Genomic DNA, 16,884 nt, shown 5'->3' on the forward strand with positions numbered 1-16,884 from the left:
TTTGCTCCGTTGAACGAGAGTCGGAGCAGAGGACAATCGGAGACACGGACGAGAAAGCCACTCGACGTCCTAGACTGTCCGCATTTGCTCAACGCCTCTTGTCAAACAGGATAGGAGCAATGCGTGGAAGAGCAGAAGGACTGCCAGGGTAGAAGGGGCGAGTGGGATTGAGGGTGCGCGGGTTTTCGAGGGGGCCGACGCCGATGGAAGGTCCGACGGCGACGGCATCCGCAGCGCCGTCCTGCGGAGGCTTTCGGAGGCGGGGACGACCACGACCGCCGAGGCCGTTCGGCTGACCGGCGCGAATTACCGCACGGTCCGCCGCCTCGCCTCGATGGTCGGCGTTGGCGAGATAACGACGGTCGGCGCCGGGAGGTCGACGGCGTACCGGCTCGCCGCGAAGGGGCGCGGGGCATATGGGCGCCGGCGGTGATTCGGCGCCTTCGGTCGCGCCCTCGATGGGGTGGCCCGGCGGCGCGACGGGCGAACCGCCCCCCCCGGAGCCGATTCCGCCCCCTGCGATGCCGTCCGACGCGTGCTCCCGATAGGGGGCCGCATGGCACGACCCCGCCCTTGCTTAAGGGGCAAGAGCGGGGCTCGCAGGATGCTTATGGGTGCTCCGGCGGTGGGAAATCACGCCCTTGACACTGCGTATCAGCTGCGCGTGACTCCCTTGGGGAACTCGAGGGCACGCTGGTCATCGCGCACGGGTTGCGGGATGTCGCGTCGGCGGTACAGGATGTCCTTGCGCTTCGCGTAGCGGAACGGCGCGGTCACGCCGCTGAACATGTGCACCAGGCGCGTGAACGGCAGCACGGCGAACAGGCACATCCAGCAGCACATGTGGAGCTTGAAGAAGATGGGCACGCTCGCCATCAGCTGGGTCTGCGGCTGCAGCGCCAGCACGCTGCGGAACCACGGCGACAGGCTCTCGCGATAGTTGAAATCGCCGCCGGCGTTGGTGAACGTGGCGATGAGCCCGAACGCGATCGTCAGCGCCAAGAACACGTACATCACCTTGTCCATGGTTGACGTGTTCGCCTTCATATAATCGTTTCCGGGGCCGAACCGGCGCTTTAGCAGCATGATCACGGCGATGCCGCACACGATGCCGAACAGGCCGCCCATGCCGAAGGCCATCAGATGGTACATATGCTCCGCCGTGGGCTCGTCGAATCCCATGAACGTCGCCATCATGTCGTCGACCAGTGTCTTGGGCACCAGCACGCCGCCGATATGGCCGAACAATATGAACAGGATCGCCAGGTGGAAGAGGGGGGTGAACAGGCGCTCGCCGCCCTTGTCCAGGAACTCGCTCGATTTCGCCGTCCACGTCCGGGCGAAGAACACGCGGCGGATGATGGTGCCCACGATCAATATCGTGAACGAGATGTACGGGGCGATGCCCCAGAGGAAGTTTTCGAAACCGCTCATTATGCAGCCGCCTCCTTATCGGGCTTGCCGGCCATCGAAAGCGCCAGGCCGACGAGGTCGGCATATTCGCCCAGCCCGCACTCGGCCAATTCATCGCGCAGGAGCTTCATGTCGTCGCGGGAACCGCGCAGGATCCTGTCCGCTTGGGCGGAATCGGTCGCCGCGGCGAGCTCCAGCAATCCCGGCAGGAAGTCGGGGGTCTCGCCTTGCGGCTCGAAGCCCGATTCGGCGAAATAGGCGGAATACGCCAGCAGCCCCATGCGCTTCTGGTTGTCGTCGTTGTAGCCGCGCGCGGTCAGATAGAGCCCTGTGGTCTTCCCGAAATCGAATTCGTCCACGTAACTCTGCTCGAACCGCGTGGCACCCACCTTATCCGCATGCGCGAGGAACGCGCGCATCGTCCGCGCTGCCGCCTTGTCGGAAAGCCCGTCGATCGCCGACTCCGCTTCCGCACGTGCGTCACGCCATGCGCGGTCGGGATAGTCCAGCAGGAACGCGATGAGCGCGAGCGCACGCTGTTTTTCAGTCGGGGTGCTCATACGTCGAACCTCCCTTGCTTCGAGGCGTTCGAGAATCCGCATTCGCGCTGGGCGGCAAGACGTTCCGCGCGTACGGGCGTCGCCGCTTCGGGGACGTTGAAGCGATCCGCACGGTCAGCGATGGCCAGCAGCTGGTACATCTCCTCCAGTTCCTCGGCATCAAAGGCGGTCTCGGGCAGGGGGAGCCCCAAGCCCTTCGCGCGCATATGCTGGCGCATCGCCGTCATCTTGTTGATGATGCTGCGCACGGGCTGCGGGTCGCCGGCGGAGAACAGCTCTGCCAGATATGCCACGGGAATGCGCATCTCGTCCGCATCAGCCAAATCGGTGGTCGCGGCCACGCGCGACAGGATGGGGCTCAGCGGCGGGATGTACCACACCATCGGCAACGTGCGGTATTCCGCGTGCAGGGGCAGGGCCAGATTCCATTCGCAGATCAGCTTGTGCACGGGCGAATCCTGCGCCGCGAGGATCCACGAATCGGACACGCCGCCCTCCTTGGCGCTCGCGATGACGGCAGGGTCGAACGGGTCGGCCAGCACGTCCTTGATCGCGCACCAGATCTGCGCCGGGTCCTCGGTGGAGGCGGCCGCCTTCACCTTGTCCTCGTCGTAGAGCAGCACGCCGTTGTAGCGGAGGCGCCCCACGCACGTGTCGGAGCAGATGGTGGGCAGCCCGCTTTCCAGGCGCGGGTAGCAGAAGGTGCACTTCTCCGACTTGTTCGTCTCGTAGTTGTAGAAGATCTTCTTATACGGGCAGCTGGGCACGCACGCGCGCCATCCGCGGCACTGGTCCTGGCTGATGAGCACCACGCCGTCCTCGTCGCGCTTGTACAGCGCGCCGCTGGGGCATGCCGCCACGCAGGCGGGGTTCAGACAATGGTTGCACGTGCGCGGCAGGTACTTCATGAACAGGTCCTCGAGATCGAGCTTGATCTGCGTACCCACCTCGCTCGCCTTCTGCAGGTTCGCATCCTGCCGCGCGTGCTCGGTACCCGCCAAATCGTCATCCCAGTTGGGGCCCCAGGTGATGTCCATGCGGTTGCCGGTCACCAGGCTGCGGGGCCGTGCGACGGGGCTGTGCTTGCGCCGCGGGGACTCGACAAGCTCGTCGTAGTCGTAGGTGTACGGCTCGAAATAGTCGTGCACGCCGGGTTGCTCGGGGTTGTAGAACAGCTTCAGGAAGCGTGCCAGCTTGCCGCCGCTGCGAAGGCGCAGCTTGCCGTCCACGAGCTCCCAGCCGCCCAGCCAGCGGTCCTGATCCTCCCAATCGCGCGGATAACCGCGCCCCGGGCGCGTCTCCACGTTGTTGAAGTACATGTATTCGGTGCCCGTCCGGTTGGTCCAGGCGTTTTTGCAGGTGATGGAGCAGGTGTGGCATCCCAGGCATTTGTCCAGGTTCATCACCATCGAGATCTGGGCTTTAATCTTCAAGCCAATCGACCTCCTTCAGCTTGCGCACGACCACCAGCAGGTCGCGCTGGTTGCCCGTGGTCCCGTAGTAGTTGAAGCCGTAGCTCAGCTGGCCGTAGCCTCCGATCATGTGCGTGGGCTTCACGTGGATATGGGTGGGGCCGTTGTGGCCGGTTCCCCGCGTGCCTTCCAGCACGTTCACGCCGGGCACGTAGATATGCTTATCCTGCGCGTGGTACATGTACAGGGTGCCCCGCGGCAGGCGGCTGGTGGAGGCGACGCGTGTGGCGACGGCGCCGTTGCGGTTGAACACCTCGATCCAGTCGTTGTCGGCGACGCCGATGGCAGCGCAATCGTCCTCGTTCATGAGCACGGTCTGCCCGCCGCGGTACAGTTGCAGAAGCTGCTGGCTGTCGAAGTACATGCTGTGCGTGCTCCACTTGTTGTGGGGCGTCAGGTACTTCAGCGTGATCTCCGGCCCGTCCGCCTGATGCGCCATCTTCAGGGGTTTGTAGGTGAGGATGGGCTTGTACGTGGCGAGCGCCTCGCCCAGCTCCTGCATCATGTCGTGATCCAGATAGTACGACTGGCGCCCGGTGACGGTGCGGAAGGGCAGCTTCTCCTCCACGTTCATGGTGAAGGGGGTGAACCGCCGGCCGGTGTTCGACCCGGTGAACGCCGGCGTGGTGATGACCTCGGCGGGCTGCACCTGCGTTTGACGGTAGGTGACGGCGATGTCTTCCTTGCCGCGCGCCAGGTCGGCCAGGTTGTCCAAGCCGCTGATCTTCTCAAGTCCTTCGAACGCCGCCACGGCAAGCTTGCCGTTCGACGTGGTCGACATGTGCAGCACGGCGTCCACGGCATGCTCGGCTTCCTTCACGGAAGGAAGGCCGCAGCTGATCAGCCCTTTATCCTTGATTACGCCGTTGCGGTCGGCGACTTCCCTATATGCCTGCTCGGTGCTCCAACTGAAACCCCTCTGGGCCATCGTCTTGCTGACGTTGGGGCCGAGCGCGATGTACTTGTCGTACGTGGTGGTGTAGTCGCGCACCACATGCGCAAGGTTGGGCATGGTCTTGCCGGGGATGGGCTCGCATTCGCCGCGCGCCCAGTCCCGCACCTTGCCTTCGGCCTGCGCCAGCTCTGCCGGGGCGTCGTGCATCAGCGGGGTGGCGACGATGTCATCGAGCGGCTGGAGGCCCGCTTCGCGCGCCACATCCGATACCGCGGCGGCGAGCGTCCGGAAGATGTCCCAGTCGCTGCGGCTTTCCCAGCCAGGTTTCACGGCTTCGCTGAAGGGATGGATGAACGGGTGCATGTCGGTGGAGCTGATGTCCACCTTCTCGTACCAGGTCGCGGTGGGCAGCACGATATCGGAATACAGCGGGGTGGTGGTCATACGGAAGTCCAGGCTCACCATCAGGTCGAGCTTGCCCTCCAACACCTCTGGGCGCACCTTGATCTCCTCCGGCTCGACTGCGCGGTGCTCGTCCTCCACGATGTTGTTCTGAGCGCCCAGCAGGTACTTGAAGAAATACTCGCTGCCCTTGGCGGAGGAGCCGAGCAGATTGGCGCGCCATGCCACCAGGTTGCGCGGCCAGTTCTCGGGCGCGTCGGGATCGGCGTAGGCAAAGCCGATCCGCTTCGATTTCAGCTGATCGACCAAGTAGCCCTTGATTCCCTCGTCATCTGCGGCGCCGGCGGCCTTCGCGTCGGCCACGATCGCGGCCCCCGGCTTGTCGAACGTGGGGTAGGCGGGCAGCCAGCCCAAACGAGCCGCCAGCACGTTGTAGTCGCCGCTGAAGCGGTAGCGCGGCTCGCGCAAGGGGCTCGCCAGATCCTTGACGTCGATCTCGTCGCTGCGCCATTGGTCGGTGGCGAAGTACCAGAAGCTGGTGCCGTTCATCAGCCGCGGGGGAGCCTGCCAGTCGCTGGCCGTCATCATCGCCGCCCAACCCTCGGCGGGCCGCAGCTTCTCCTGGCCGACGTAATGCGCCCAGCCTCCCCCGTTGCGCCCTTCGGTCGCCGTGAACAGCAATATGTTCAGCACGGTGCGGTAAATGTCGTCGGCATGGTACCAGTGGTTGATGCCCGCGCCCATGATGATCATGCTGCGCCCCTGCGTGGCGATGGAGTTGTCTGCGAACTCGCGCGCCGTGCGGATGACGGTCGCGGCGTCGCAGCCGGTGATACGCTGCTGCCATGCGGGAGTGAACAGGCATTCCGCATCATCGTAGCCGCGGGCGCCGTCGCCCATGCCGCGATCGATCCCGTATTGGGAAAGCAGCACGTCGTGCACGGTCGCCACCGGCCGCACGCTTCCGTCCGCCAGCGTCACGTGACGCACGGGCACGTTGCGGTAGAACACGCCCTCGCGGTCATCGCCGAAATAGGGGAACGCCGCCCTCACCACGTCATCGCGCGTGTCCACGAACGAGAGGACCGGATCGATCGCCTCGCCCGTCAGGCTGTTCTCCAGCTTCAGGTTCCACTTCCGCTGGTTGCCCCAACGGTCGCCCATGGTGCCGTTGGGAATCGTGAGCTCGCCGCTTGCCGCGTCGAGCACGTAGAAGTTGAATTCGGGGTTCTTCGCCCTCGCGCCCATATCGGCGGCGTTCACGAATCGCCCCGGCTCCCAATAGCCGTCGCGCTCGTCCATGAAGATGACGAACGGCATGTCGGTGAACTGCTTGGCGTAGCCCAGGAAGAACGGCTCGGGCTTCTTCCAATAGTACTCGTTTAAGATGACGTGGCCCATTGCCATGGCGAGCGCGCTGTCGGAGCCGGTTGCCGGCGCCAGCCACGTGTCGGCGAACTCGCAGAACTCGGCGTAATCGGGGGAGACCGCCACCACCTTAGTGCCCTTGTAGCGCACCTCGGAAAGATAGTGCGCATCCGGCGTGCGCGTCTGCGGCACATTGGAGCCCCAGAGCATCAGGTAGCCCGCGTTGTACCAGTCGGAGCTTTCGGGGACGTCGGTCTGATCGCCCCATACCTGCGGGCTCGCGGGCGGAAGGTCGGCGTACCAGTCGTAGAACGAAAGCTGCGCGCCGCCCATCAGCTGGATGAAGCGCGCGCCCGCCGCGTACGAGAGCATGCTCATGGCGGGGATGACCGAGAAGCCCGCGTTGCGGTCGGGGCCGAAGGTGTAGGCCGTGTACAGGTACGAGGCAGCCACGATCTCGCTCGCCTCTTCCCAGGTAGAGCGCACCATGCCGCCCAGCCCGCGCACCTTCTTGTAGCGTGCCATCTTCGACGGGTCGCTCGCGATGCTGGCCCACGCCTCGTAGGCGGTTGCGTGCGTTTTGCGCGCCTCGCGCCACAGCTCGGCCAATTCCGCGCGCAGGTAGGGATACTTGATGCGCAGCGGTCCGTACAGGTACCAGCTGAAGCTCGCCCCGCGCGGGCAACCGCGCGGCTCGTGATTGGGGATGCCCTCCTCGGTCTCGGGATAGTCGGTCGCCTGGTTCTCCCACGTGACGATTCCGTTCTTCACGTAGATGTCCCAGCTGCACGATCCGGTGCAGTTCACGCCATGGGTGCTTCGCACGACCTTGTCGTGCGCCCAGCGGTCGCGATACATGTCCTCCCAATCGCGTCCCCCGTTGCGCACCTCCTGGTACCCGGAAGCCGAGACGCCCGGCGCAATGTCTGCGGGGATGTCGTCGGCGCGGCGGATGTGGGAAAACTCGTCTAACCTTCCCATTCTCGCCCTCCTTCTTTCAAACTAAGATGCCGGAGCGTTTCGCCCCGGCATCGATTTCCCGTGTCAGCACTTCACTTCCGCGTTCTTGCGCGTGTACACGACCCAGGTGAGGGCCAGCGTCACAACGGTGAAGCAGGCGAGGACCACCAGCGCGGTGAAATAGTCGCTGCGGAACAGTATGGGGATGATGAAGGCGCCGTACGCGGCGATGCCCGCCGTGAAGCCCGTCACCTGGCTGGCCTGCTGCCTGTCGTGGAAGATGTTGGGCACCATGCGGAATGTGGCGCCGTTGATCATGCCGGTGGTCAGGAACAGCACCAGGAAGGCGATGAAGAACAGCGCGAAGTTGTGTGCTTGGATCTCGATGATGACCAGGATGGTGCAGATGAGCATGATGGCCAGGCTCACGAAGGTGACCTTCGCGCCCGAGTCGATCTTGTCGGACAGCCAGCCGCCCACGGGACGGATCCCGGCGCCGATGAGGGGGCCCAAAAACATCATCATGGAGGCGTCTACCTCAGGGAAGACCGCCTTGATGATCAGCGCGAGCGCCATGGAGTAGCCAATGAACGATCCGAATCCGCACGTGTAGATGATGGTCATGAACCAGGTGTGCTTGTTCTTGAAGATGGCGAGCATCTGCGCGGGGCTCTGCTTCTCCATGGGGAGGTTGTCCATGAAGAACCATACGAGCACCAGCGAGACGACGATGGGGACGATCCAGACGAAGCAGGCGTTCTGCAGGAACAGCTGCGTTCCCACAGGGGTGGTCGCCGCGCCGCCGATGCCCATGTTCATGCCTATGACGATAGGGGTGACGAAGTAAGTGACCGCCACGCCCAGGTTGCCGATGCCGGCATTCAGGCCGTTCGCGGTGCCCTTCTTGGCGATGGGGAAGAAGAAGCCGATATTGGCCATGCTCGCCGCGAAGTTGGAAAGCGAAAGCCCCAGCAGGGCGAACCAGAAGCAGAACATGCCGAAGCTGGTGGAGGCATCCTGCACCGCCATGCCGATGCCGACGAGGGGGATCAGCATGAATGCGGTGGAGACGAAGGTGAAGTTGCGTCCGCCGAAAATGGCCGGCAGGTAGGTGAACACCAGACGCCCGGTGGCGCCGATCAGGCCGGGGAGCGCGGTGAGCAGGAACAGGTCGCTTGCGCTGAAATCGAATCCGGCGTTGCCCAGTTGCGCGCTGACGAGCGCGGCGAGCGTGTTCACGCAGAACGACATGAGCAGCGCGATGATGGAGACGACGAGATTGCGGTTTGCCGCGCCCTTGCCGTACTTCTCCCAGAACACGGGGTTCTCGGGGTCCCAATGGGCGATGATGTCCTTGCGTGTGGGGTTCGGTCCGAGCTCCGCGATAGGTTCAACTTGCGATTGCGCCATGCGCTTCCTCCTTCTCCGCAGCGCGGGGACATCCTGCGCCAAAGCCGGGGACATCATCTCACCTGATGGGTGGCGAAGTACGTTGCGATGGCAACGGGCGGGAACTCCCACGCTGCCAAAGGAATCGATTTAGGGGAAACCCTTAGCGATCTGCCTGCCGGTGCAAGATAGGGGGAACGCGAGCGTCGCGGAGATGGGTGCGAGCATGACCAGCCAAAGCCCCGAGTAGGCAGCTGTCTCGCTGCCGAGCGCCGCATGCATCGTTTCGATGGCGGACTGTCGGGTGGGATAGCTAATCGAGCAGTTCGTGGAGGTCGTTCTTATTGTGCACGCCCAGCTTCGCATAAGCGCTTTTCGCGTGGCTCCGCACGGTGTTCTCGCTGATGAACAAAAGGTCGCCGATACGCGCTTTGCTGTTGCCGCGCAGCATCAGCTCGACGACCTCCGCCTCGCGTTCCGTGAGGTTCCATTCGGCGATGAGCCGCGGTTGCAGGGCCACCGTGCCGCGTGCGGTTGCTGATGGAGGGGCGGCAAGATCCGATTCCTGGGCGGCTGGGGAAGTCTGGCCGATCCGCTCCGCCATCCCGTCCGGCGCAGCGGAATCGACAGCTCCGGTACAGTCTGCCCTTCCCGGTGCCCGCCCTGGTTCGATGGGGGGATCCGCTGTTGCGACGGCTCCAGCTGAGGCGGTAGCTCCACGCGCGCTGGTTCGGGAATCAGCCTCGGATCTGCCGCTTTTTCCCGAAGCTGCATCCTTGGCGCTTCGTTTGCCTGCGGCACTGTTCGAGAGGTCGGAATAGAACGGGCGCACGCGGGGGATGCTGTCGCTGATCAGCACCGCCGTGGCAGCGGAGACGATGCAGATGAGCGCGGCGACGATGACGATGCTGTTCCCGGAATCCAGGGCGAGGGTCAGCATGGTCCAACGGCCGATCTCGCGGGAGAGCAGGAACACGGCCCAGGCGATCCCCAATGTCGCATAGGGTGACGTAGAGCTGTGGCGCGCAATATCGTAGCAGGTGAACCATAGTATGCAGAGCATGCACGTGTTGGCGATCGATGCGATCGATGTGCCGAGCTGCGAGGGGAGTCCGCCGGGGAATGACCCCATGAGGACGATGCTCAGCAGGATGAGCCCGATCTCGAGTCGCCAGAGTAGCGCATAGCTGATCTTGAACCCGCGCCCGCAGACAGCGTACACCCCCACAGCCACGATCGTCACAACGCCAAGCTGGTGAAACAGCTGCTGCGCGAGCGTGAAGGGGATGGGTTCTCCGGTGGGAAACCCCCTGAGCACCCCGACGGCGAACATGAGCAGCGCGATTCCGGCGTTGACGCGCACCACGGTGGACACGGGTTCGCGGTCGTAGACGGTGTCCTGCGATGCGGGGTCTTCCTCGTAGAGCGACGCAGCCCCGGTGAGAGCCATGGCGCGGCGCAGCGAGACGAGCGAGAGCGTGGGCAGAGCGATGCTGATCATATAGCAGGTGCCTTGCGGGAGAAACCCGACCAGCAGGCCCAACAGCGACCCCAGTCCCAGTGAGCCCATGGCGCAGATGAACGCCTTCACGGGTTCGAGCCGCAGGTAGAATTGCATCCACATGCCGCCACCCCAAACGATGCCCGTGGCGGCGAACCAGCAGGCAAGGGCATCGAAGCCCTGAATCCGGCTTTGCGTCCCCAGCAGGAACAGCACGCCCGCAAGCGTCATGAGCGGGATGGAAAGCCAGGTGAGCGCCCGCCTGAAGGCGGGCGGGAAGCCGCGTTGCACGATAATAGCTACCAGGATGAGCGTGATCGCAGCGCGGGGAAAGTTGATTCCCAAGCTGACCACGCCGGCATCGCTGAGCAGGTAGCGGTCGTAAAGGATGCACTGAATCCATACGCGGACGAGGGCGAGCCCGAAAAACGACAGCTGCAATCCTGCGAACGCGCGCGAGAGCGCATTGCCGGATGTGCGGCGTAATTCGTTTGCCATGGTCCCACCTCGTTGTATCCCCTGCCGTTATGAGATTATAGCGGCAGGGGATGGGAATGTGTGGGCAGGTCGATTTGCAGGGAAACTTGCCCGCCAGGAGGGGCTAGGCCAAAGCGGCATGGGCGGCATTGGCGCCTGAGAACCGGCCCGACGTGTAGGCGAAGTTCAAGCCGCAACCGCCTGCGGGATAGTCGTCGTAGATGAATGTGCCGCAGCATACCTCGCCCGCCGCGTACAGGTTGGGGATGGGGTTGCCCTGCTCGTCCAGTACGCGGAATTGCGTGTCAACGTGGTATCCGCCGAAGCTGCCGTGTGTGCACACACCCATCTGCAGCACGTAGTACGGTGCCTGCGTGAGCGGCAGCAGCTTGTCGGCCTTCTTGTTGAACTGGGTATCCGCGCCGGCGGCGGCGAGCGCATTGTAGCTGTCGAGCGCTGCCTGCGCTGTGGCGCCGTCGATCCCCAGCTTCGAAGCCGCATCGGATACCGTATCCGCTTTCGCGAACATGCCCCGGCGCAGGCCGAACTCCATCTTCCTCTTCAGCGCATCGGTGAGCGCGTCATAGGCTGCCTGGTCGTAGATGGCGTAGAACTTCTGATCTGCGAAATGCGCGACGGTGTAATAAATGTCGTGGGTCTGGCCAGCTTCGTTGGCGAAGCGATTGCCGGCGGAATCGATCCACAACGTGTTGCCGTTGATGAGCTTGGACTGGCCGGGTTCCACGGGGCAGGCGAGGATGCCGTTCGTACCGCCGTGGCCGATGTAGGCGGCGCCCAAGTCGAGGCCCATCTGCAGGCCCTCGCCGGTAAGGCCGAGGCCGACCTCGGTGTATACGCCGGAGTAGTCGGGCATGTACTTGTCGATCATCTCGGCATTGCGGCAGAATCCGCCGGAGGCGATGATCGTCTGCTTCGCGTTGAAGCGCAGCAGCGTCTCGTGGTTGACGCGTGCGGTTGCGCCGCAAACCTTGCCCGAGCCGTCGACGATAAGGCTCTCAGCGGGCGTGTTGAAGCGGAATTCGACACCGTTCTTATAGGCGAGCTCGGTGACCGGCACTAGGTACTCGCGGGCGTTGTGCACGGCGTTGTGCCCGCGGGGCACGGTGTCCTTGCCCTTGATGGAGACCTGCTCCTTGAAGGGCACGCCCAGCTCTTGCAGCCAGTCGATGGTCTCGCCGAAATGGTCGGCGCAGAACCTCTGCATGTCGTAGTCGAGCTTGTTGCCGTTGCGCGAGAGGAAGTACTGCAGCAACGCGTCGGGCGTGTCATCAATGCCGGCGGCCTGCTGCAGCTTGGTACCCGCACCGTAGAGCGTGCCCAGGGCAAGCGAGCTGGAACCCGCCTGCCACGGCATCTTCTCGATCAATATGGTTTTGGCGCCGGAGTCCGCCGCCATCGCCGCCGCCGTGGTGCCCGCACCTCCGCCGCCGATCACCAACACGTCGCAATTAATTTCCTTGTCTGCCTTGCCGCAGCCCGTCAGGTCGGCAAGCGCGACCGTTGCCAAGCCGATGCCCGCCAATCCGAAGAATTGCCGGCGCGACAGAGTTTTATTGAGTTCCATGGTGTCCCCCTGTTATGTGTGTTCGACTTCCCTGTGCCGAAGATATTCCGATGATAGGAGGTTCAGGGCGTTCCGTCAGCTGCTTTAACGGGTGGAAAAGGCCGGGAACGGGTGAGATTGCGCCGGCCATGGACGGGTGAGGGGCCGATTGAGCATCGGGGACCGCTGCTCGCATGCGATCTGCCTGCCGGTGCAAGATAGGGGGAACGCGAGCGCTGCGGAGATGGGCTCCTGGGCGATCACGGGAGGCGGAGGGCGAAGGCGTCGGCTCCGGCCGGGGGCCGTCGACCGGAGCCGACGCGCTATAATCCCTTGCAGACAATTGCGTGGACGGAAGGGCGGAGCGCTGATGGAACGGTGGGATATCTACGACGGGAACCGCAACAAGACGGGGCGCACCATGGCGCGCAACGATTGGCGGATGGAATCTGGCGAGTTCCACGCATCGGTTATCGGAGCGGTGCAGACGCCGGATGGACGCTATCTGATCACCCAGCGCAAAGAGGACAAGGAATGGGGTGCCGGCTGGTGGGAGTTTCCCGGCGGAGGCGTGTTGGCGGGCGAGACCCCGGAGCAGGCCGTCGCGCGCGAGGTGCGCGAGGAGACGGGGCTCGATGTGTCGGGCGTCCGGGGCGAGGTCGCCTGCAGTTATATGCGCGAGACGCCGGAAGAGCGGAACAACTACTTCATGGACGTGTACCGTTTCGTGCTCGATTTCTCGGAAGATGACGTGCGCGTGCAGGAAGAGGAGGTCGCGGGCTTCAAGCTGGCAACTGCCGAGGAGATCGCCGAGCTGGGTGCGCGGGGCGTGTTCCTGCACTACGCGAGCATTCGGAGCATGTTCTAATCCTCGACGATGCCCAGCAGGTCGAACAGCTCCGGACGGGAATGCACGTTCATCTTGCGGTAGATGTGCTTCACGTGGGTCTTCACCGTGTCCTTGGAGAGCGTGAGGTCGTTTTGGATCTGCCCCACGGTCCGCTTGCGGGCCAGCAGCTTCAGCACGTCGGTTTCGCGCGGGGAGAGCCCGAAGCGGTCGGCCATCTCGCTGCAGCGTCTGTCGATGTCCCCGCGACGCAGGCGGGCAGCTTCTGAGGGCGTGTCCCCCGCGCTTCTGAACGAGACGTCCCACCGGCCGGCGAAATCCTTTTCCGACACGAAAAGCATGGTGCCGATGACCACGAGCGCGACGGTGGCGGAGCCGATGATGAGGCTTGCGATCGGAGGTGCTGCAAGCAGGGCGAAGCTTTCGGCGGTCATCCGGCCCGCAATGGAGAAGAGCGCGCGCACGCCGCGCTCGATCCCGAAAAGCCATACCGCCGAGATGCTGTACCGGTAGGACAGGTGCGCCAGTATGAGCATGATGAGCACGCTGAACGCCGTGTAGCTCGCCATCGCGCAGAAGTTCGAGACCTGCGCGTTGAGCGATCCGAATGCCGGGATCACCAGGAATGCTCCCATCATCAGCGGAAGGGCGATGCGGTAGAACGTGTTGAACTCGAAGCGTTCGCCTTTGCGCCAGATGAGCACGAACAGGAGGACTGCAACCGCCATGGTTCCCGGTGCGGAGTGGGGTCCGAATCCCGTGGCATATTGGCTGGTCTCGCGCATGCCCCATGCGAAGGCGTATACCGCCATGATGAGCACGGGTTTCCAGGGGAACGAGAAGTGCGCGGCGGACGCATGGGGGCGTTCCAGGCGGGGCAGCCCGATGAACCCGAGCATCGCGAAGGCCAGCGACCCGAAGGGGAGCAGGATCGCGGCTCCCGCGAGCCATGGGGCCGCCAAGCCCTTGCAGAAGTACAGTATGAACGCCGCCGCGATGATGGAGGCGCAGTAATAGAGGCCCACGCGTGCGGGTGGGAGGCAGCTGTACAGTTCCGACCAGATGAGGATGATGCCCGCCGTGCCCGCTCCGCCCACGATGGCGGCGGCGATGCCTAGGGCGCGGCCCGAATCGGGGAAGCCCATGCCGGCGAACGCGCATGCGCCGCCCGCCGTCATGCAGAGGCAGGTGAGCAAGTAGAAGCGACGGCGCGCGTAGAGCGGCTCGATGAATCGGTGCGCGGCGGCGCAGCCGAAGAGCACGACGATCATGGATGTATCGTATACGTTGTGGATCAGGGAGCCGTCGAAGGCGAACGACGTGAACGACCCGACGAACACTAGTTCGATCCAGGCACGGTACAGGCCGAGGCCGAGGAAGGCAAGCGGTACGTAGGGAAGCTTATCGACCAGCCAGAATCCCGGCAGCCGCTCCGCCTCGTCTGCCGCCTTCGAAAAATCACCGTCCGCGTTCGATCCGAGCAGCTCCCGATCGGCCAATGCGGTCGCCCTCTGTGCCGACAACGTTCCCATGCCGTCCGTCCTTCTCCCGATGCGCAAGGGGGATCGTCCCTTCGAAAGGCAAGTGTAGTCGAGGAAGGGAAATTGGGAAACCCGATGTCGGAGATAGGGTGAGGCGGAATGGGTGATGGGAATCACCCCAGGGGTTTCCCAATGGGCGACGCATCGTTCGTCTGCGGAGCGTACCATCTCCCTATCAGATGTTGCGAATCCGCAATCAACAGCGTCGGGACAAGGAAAACCGCGCGGGATCGCAGCAAAGGGGAGGGATGCATGATGAAGGAGAATATCAGTAGGCGCGACATGCTCAAATTCGGCGGCATCGCTGCAGCTGCAATGGTGGGCGGCACCGCCGTCGGGGCGGTTGTGGCTCCCGAGCGGGCGCAGGCGGCGCCGATGGTCCGCGAAGGGGGGCATGCGAAATACACCACGGCCGCGGGCCATCAGCGCGAGGAGCTGCCGAGCTTCCTGCAGGCCCCCGACCCCATCACCGCCATCGATGAGGTGAGGGAATACGATGTCGTGGTGATCGGCGCGGGCTCGGGCGGCGTCCCCTGCGCGCTGAAGGCATTCGAGGAAGGCGCCAGCGTCGCGCTCATCCAAAAGGAGAACAAGGCGAGCGCCCATGGCAACAGCGGCAGCGGCATCAACCTGGAGAAGAGCGATCCCGCGAGCATAGCGAGCCTGGTCACGCTGCTCATGAAGGAGTCGCAATGGCGCCCCAACCGCAAGCTGGTGGAGATGTGGGCCCAAAACTCCGGAGAAGCCGTCAGCTGGGTGATCGATCGATGCAAAAAAGCCGGCGCCCAGGTGGTCGACCAGGGCAATCTGCAGCATGTGCCCATGATCAACAAATACGGGTACACGCTCGATATGGTCACCTCGTTCTTCGGGCCAAAGCCGTATTGCGTGGGCGACGGCATGCAGGCGCTTGCCGAGTATGCCGAGGAGCAGGGCGTCGACGTGTTCTATCGCACCCCCGCGAAGCAGCTGATCCAAGCTTCCGACGGTGCGGTCGCAGGCGTCATCGCCATGAAGCCGGGCGGCGGGTATATCCAGTTCAACGCCAAACGCGGCGTGGTGCTGGCGACGGGCGATTACCAGAGCGACGAGGAGATGTTGCTGTACTATCTGCCCGACATGAGGAATTTCGACCAGAAGCAGATCGGCCGCACCGGCGACGGCCATAAGATGGCCGTGTGGGCCGGCGGTTCCGTGGAGAACATCGGCCATACCCATATGCTGCACGACTTCGATGCCGCGCCCGCCAGCATGTGCAACATGCCGTTCCTGCGCATGAAGATGAACGGCGTGCGGTTCTGCAACGAACTCGAGGAAATGTCGGTCATGAACAACTACCTGCGCAGCGAGGAGGATTCCGGCAACTACACGTACGTCTTCGATAGCGCCTACATGGACAAGGCGGCGGGCTTCCCCGGAAAGCTGGTCGATCCCGAGGCGCTGCGCCAGTATATGCCCGCCGAGGATGTCGAGCACACGGGCGTCATCGACAGCCAGATCAACACGTGGAAGGCCGACACGCTCGAAGAGCTGGCGGGCCATTTGAAGATCACCGATGTGGACCAGTTCAAGAAGACCATCGCCCGCTGGAACGAGAACTGCGCCAATGGGAGCGATCCCGATTTCGGCCTGCCCGCGCAATATCTGAAGGCCATCGACACCCCACCGTATTACGGCGTGCACCTGAAGGTGCGCATGAGCAGCATCTGCGCGGGCGTGAACGTGAACGACGACCTGGAGGTCACGAGATCCGACGGCTCCCCCATCGGCAATCTGTATGCGGTCGGCAACGTTGCGGGCAATTTCTACGGCGGCATCGACTACCCGCTGGCGGTGTTCGGGATCAATCTAGGCCGCAACTACACCCAAGGCTACGTCATCGGCAAGAGGCTCGGTGGGATGTAGCGCCTCCCGAAAAGAACCGTACGTGCGTCCGGCAGCCTCACCCGTTGGGCGCGCGGGTTCGCGGATGGTGCCGCAACGACCCTCCCGCGCGGCACCATCCCTATGGAAGCGCCTGGCCGCTCTGCAGCAGCGGTCGGGCGCTCCTTCATGCGAAGCGGCGGCAGTGCGCGCCGGGCTCCTACATAAGAGAATCGATGTAGGCGGCCATTTCTCCGATGGTCTTGATGCCCTCGGTCTCGTCGAATTCGATGTCCAGCTTCTCTTCCAGGTCGACGGTCATCTCGACCAGGTCGAGCGAGTCGATGCCGAGCGAATCGAGGGTGGAATCCGGGGTGACGGTCGCAGGGTCGATATCGAGATTCTCGCTCAGGACCTCTTTGATCGCATCGATGGTTGCCATTGCTATCCTTTCACGCTGAATTGTCGTATCCGCATTAGACCATCATTGGCCCGCCCGTGCAAGGGGTAGGCTTTCTCACGGGGAAGGGCGGGATCGGAGGGATCGGCTTGGATCCCGATCCCCAGATCCTTCGATGCCCATCGTGGCGAGGCCGTCGATCGGCGTGCCGCCAAATCGGGCGGATAGATCC

At 63.7% G+C, this 16,884-nt stretch carries 11 protein-coding genes; 2 read left to right on the top strand and 9 right to left on the bottom strand.

Annotation, left to right across the window (positions count from 1 at the left end; all coding sequences use genetic code 11):
• Positions 1 to 654 precede the first annotated feature (654 nt).
• From narI to NOV21_RS08995, 7 genes are all read right to left on the bottom strand, one after another.
• Positions 655 to 1,434 carry a respiratory nitrate reductase subunit gamma gene (gene narI / locus NOV21_RS08965; RefSeq protein ID WP_283170706.1) on the bottom strand — a complete coding sequence of 260 codons (780 nt, stop codon included), beginning with the start codon at positions 1,432 to 1,434 and terminating at the stop codon, positions 655 to 657.
• Positions 1,434 to 1,973 (bottom strand): nitrate reductase molybdenum cofactor assembly chaperone, encoded by a 540-nt coding sequence (gene narJ, locus NOV21_RS08970; RefSeq protein ID WP_283170707.1) that lies wholly within the window; start codon positions 1,971 to 1,973, stop codon positions 1,434 to 1,436. Before narJ ends, narI begins: the two co-directional genes overlap by 1 nt.
• Positions 1,970 to 3,406, bottom strand: coding sequence for a nitrate reductase subunit beta (gene narH, locus NOV21_RS08975; RefSeq protein ID WP_283170708.1), 1,437 nt, complete (start codon positions 3,404 to 3,406; stop codon positions 1,970 to 1,972). The genes narJ and narH overlap by 4 nt, the downstream gene beginning before the upstream one ends.
• A complete protein-coding gene (locus NOV21_RS08980; protein ID WP_283170709.1) occupies positions 3,396 to 7,091 on the bottom strand; it encodes a nitrate reductase subunit alpha in 3,696 nt (1,231 codons plus the stop codon). The genes narH and NOV21_RS08980 overlap by 11 nt, the downstream gene beginning before the upstream one ends.
• Positions 7,092 to 7,154: 63 nt before the next feature.
• Positions 7,155 to 8,480, bottom strand: coding sequence for an MFS transporter (locus NOV21_RS08985; protein WP_283170710.1), 1,326 nt, complete (start codon positions 8,478 to 8,480; stop codon positions 7,155 to 7,157).
• A gap of 292 nt (positions 8,481 to 8,772) precedes the next feature.
• Positions 8,773 to 10,458 (bottom strand): helix-turn-helix transcriptional regulator, encoded by a 1,686-nt coding sequence (locus NOV21_RS08990; RefSeq protein WP_283170711.1) that lies wholly within the window; start codon positions 10,456 to 10,458, stop codon positions 8,773 to 8,775.
• Positions 10,459 to 10,561: 103 nt separating this feature from the next.
• Positions 10,562 to 12,022: an FAD-dependent oxidoreductase gene (locus tag NOV21_RS08995; protein WP_283170712.1), complete on the bottom strand. Its 1,461-nt coding sequence runs from the start codon at positions 12,020 to 12,022 to the stop codon at positions 10,562 to 10,564.
• A 349-nt stretch (positions 12,023 to 12,371) separates the two neighbouring features.
• On the opposite strand from NOV21_RS08995, the gene NOV21_RS09000 reads away from it, so the two are divergent.
• Positions 12,372 to 12,869 carry an NUDIX hydrolase gene (locus tag NOV21_RS09000; RefSeq protein ID WP_283170713.1) on the top strand — a complete coding sequence of 166 codons (498 nt, stop codon included), beginning with the start codon at positions 12,372 to 12,374 and terminating at the stop codon, positions 12,867 to 12,869.
• On the opposite strand, the gene NOV21_RS09005 is transcribed toward NOV21_RS09000, so the two are convergent.
• On the bottom strand, positions 12,866 to 14,380 hold the full coding sequence (locus NOV21_RS09005) for a helix-turn-helix transcriptional regulator (protein WP_283170714.1): 1,515 nt from the start codon (positions 14,378 to 14,380) through the stop codon (positions 12,866 to 12,868). The two genes, NOV21_RS09000 and NOV21_RS09005, sit on opposite strands and share 4 nt — an antisense overlap.
• A 261-nt stretch (positions 14,381 to 14,641) precedes the next feature.
• Between NOV21_RS09005 and NOV21_RS09010 the strand changes: the two genes are divergently transcribed.
• A complete protein-coding gene (locus tag NOV21_RS09010) occupies positions 14,642 to 16,294 on the top strand; it encodes an FAD-dependent oxidoreductase (RefSeq protein ID WP_283170715.1) in 1,653 nt (550 codons plus the stop codon).
• Between the two features lie 178 nt (positions 16,295 to 16,472).
• Here NOV21_RS09010 and NOV21_RS09015 read toward each other — a convergent pair whose 3' ends face one another.
• On the bottom strand, positions 16,473 to 16,694 hold the full coding sequence (locus NOV21_RS09015; protein ID WP_283170716.1) for an acyl carrier protein: 222 nt from the start codon (positions 16,692 to 16,694) through the stop codon (positions 16,473 to 16,475).
• Positions 16,695 to 16,884 lie beyond the last annotated feature (190 nt).

This window comes from Curtanaerobium respiraculi (assembly GCF_024609215.1).
Classification (GTDB): Bacteria; Actinomycetota; Coriobacteriia; order Coriobacteriales; family Eggerthellaceae; genus Curtanaerobium; species Curtanaerobium respiraculi.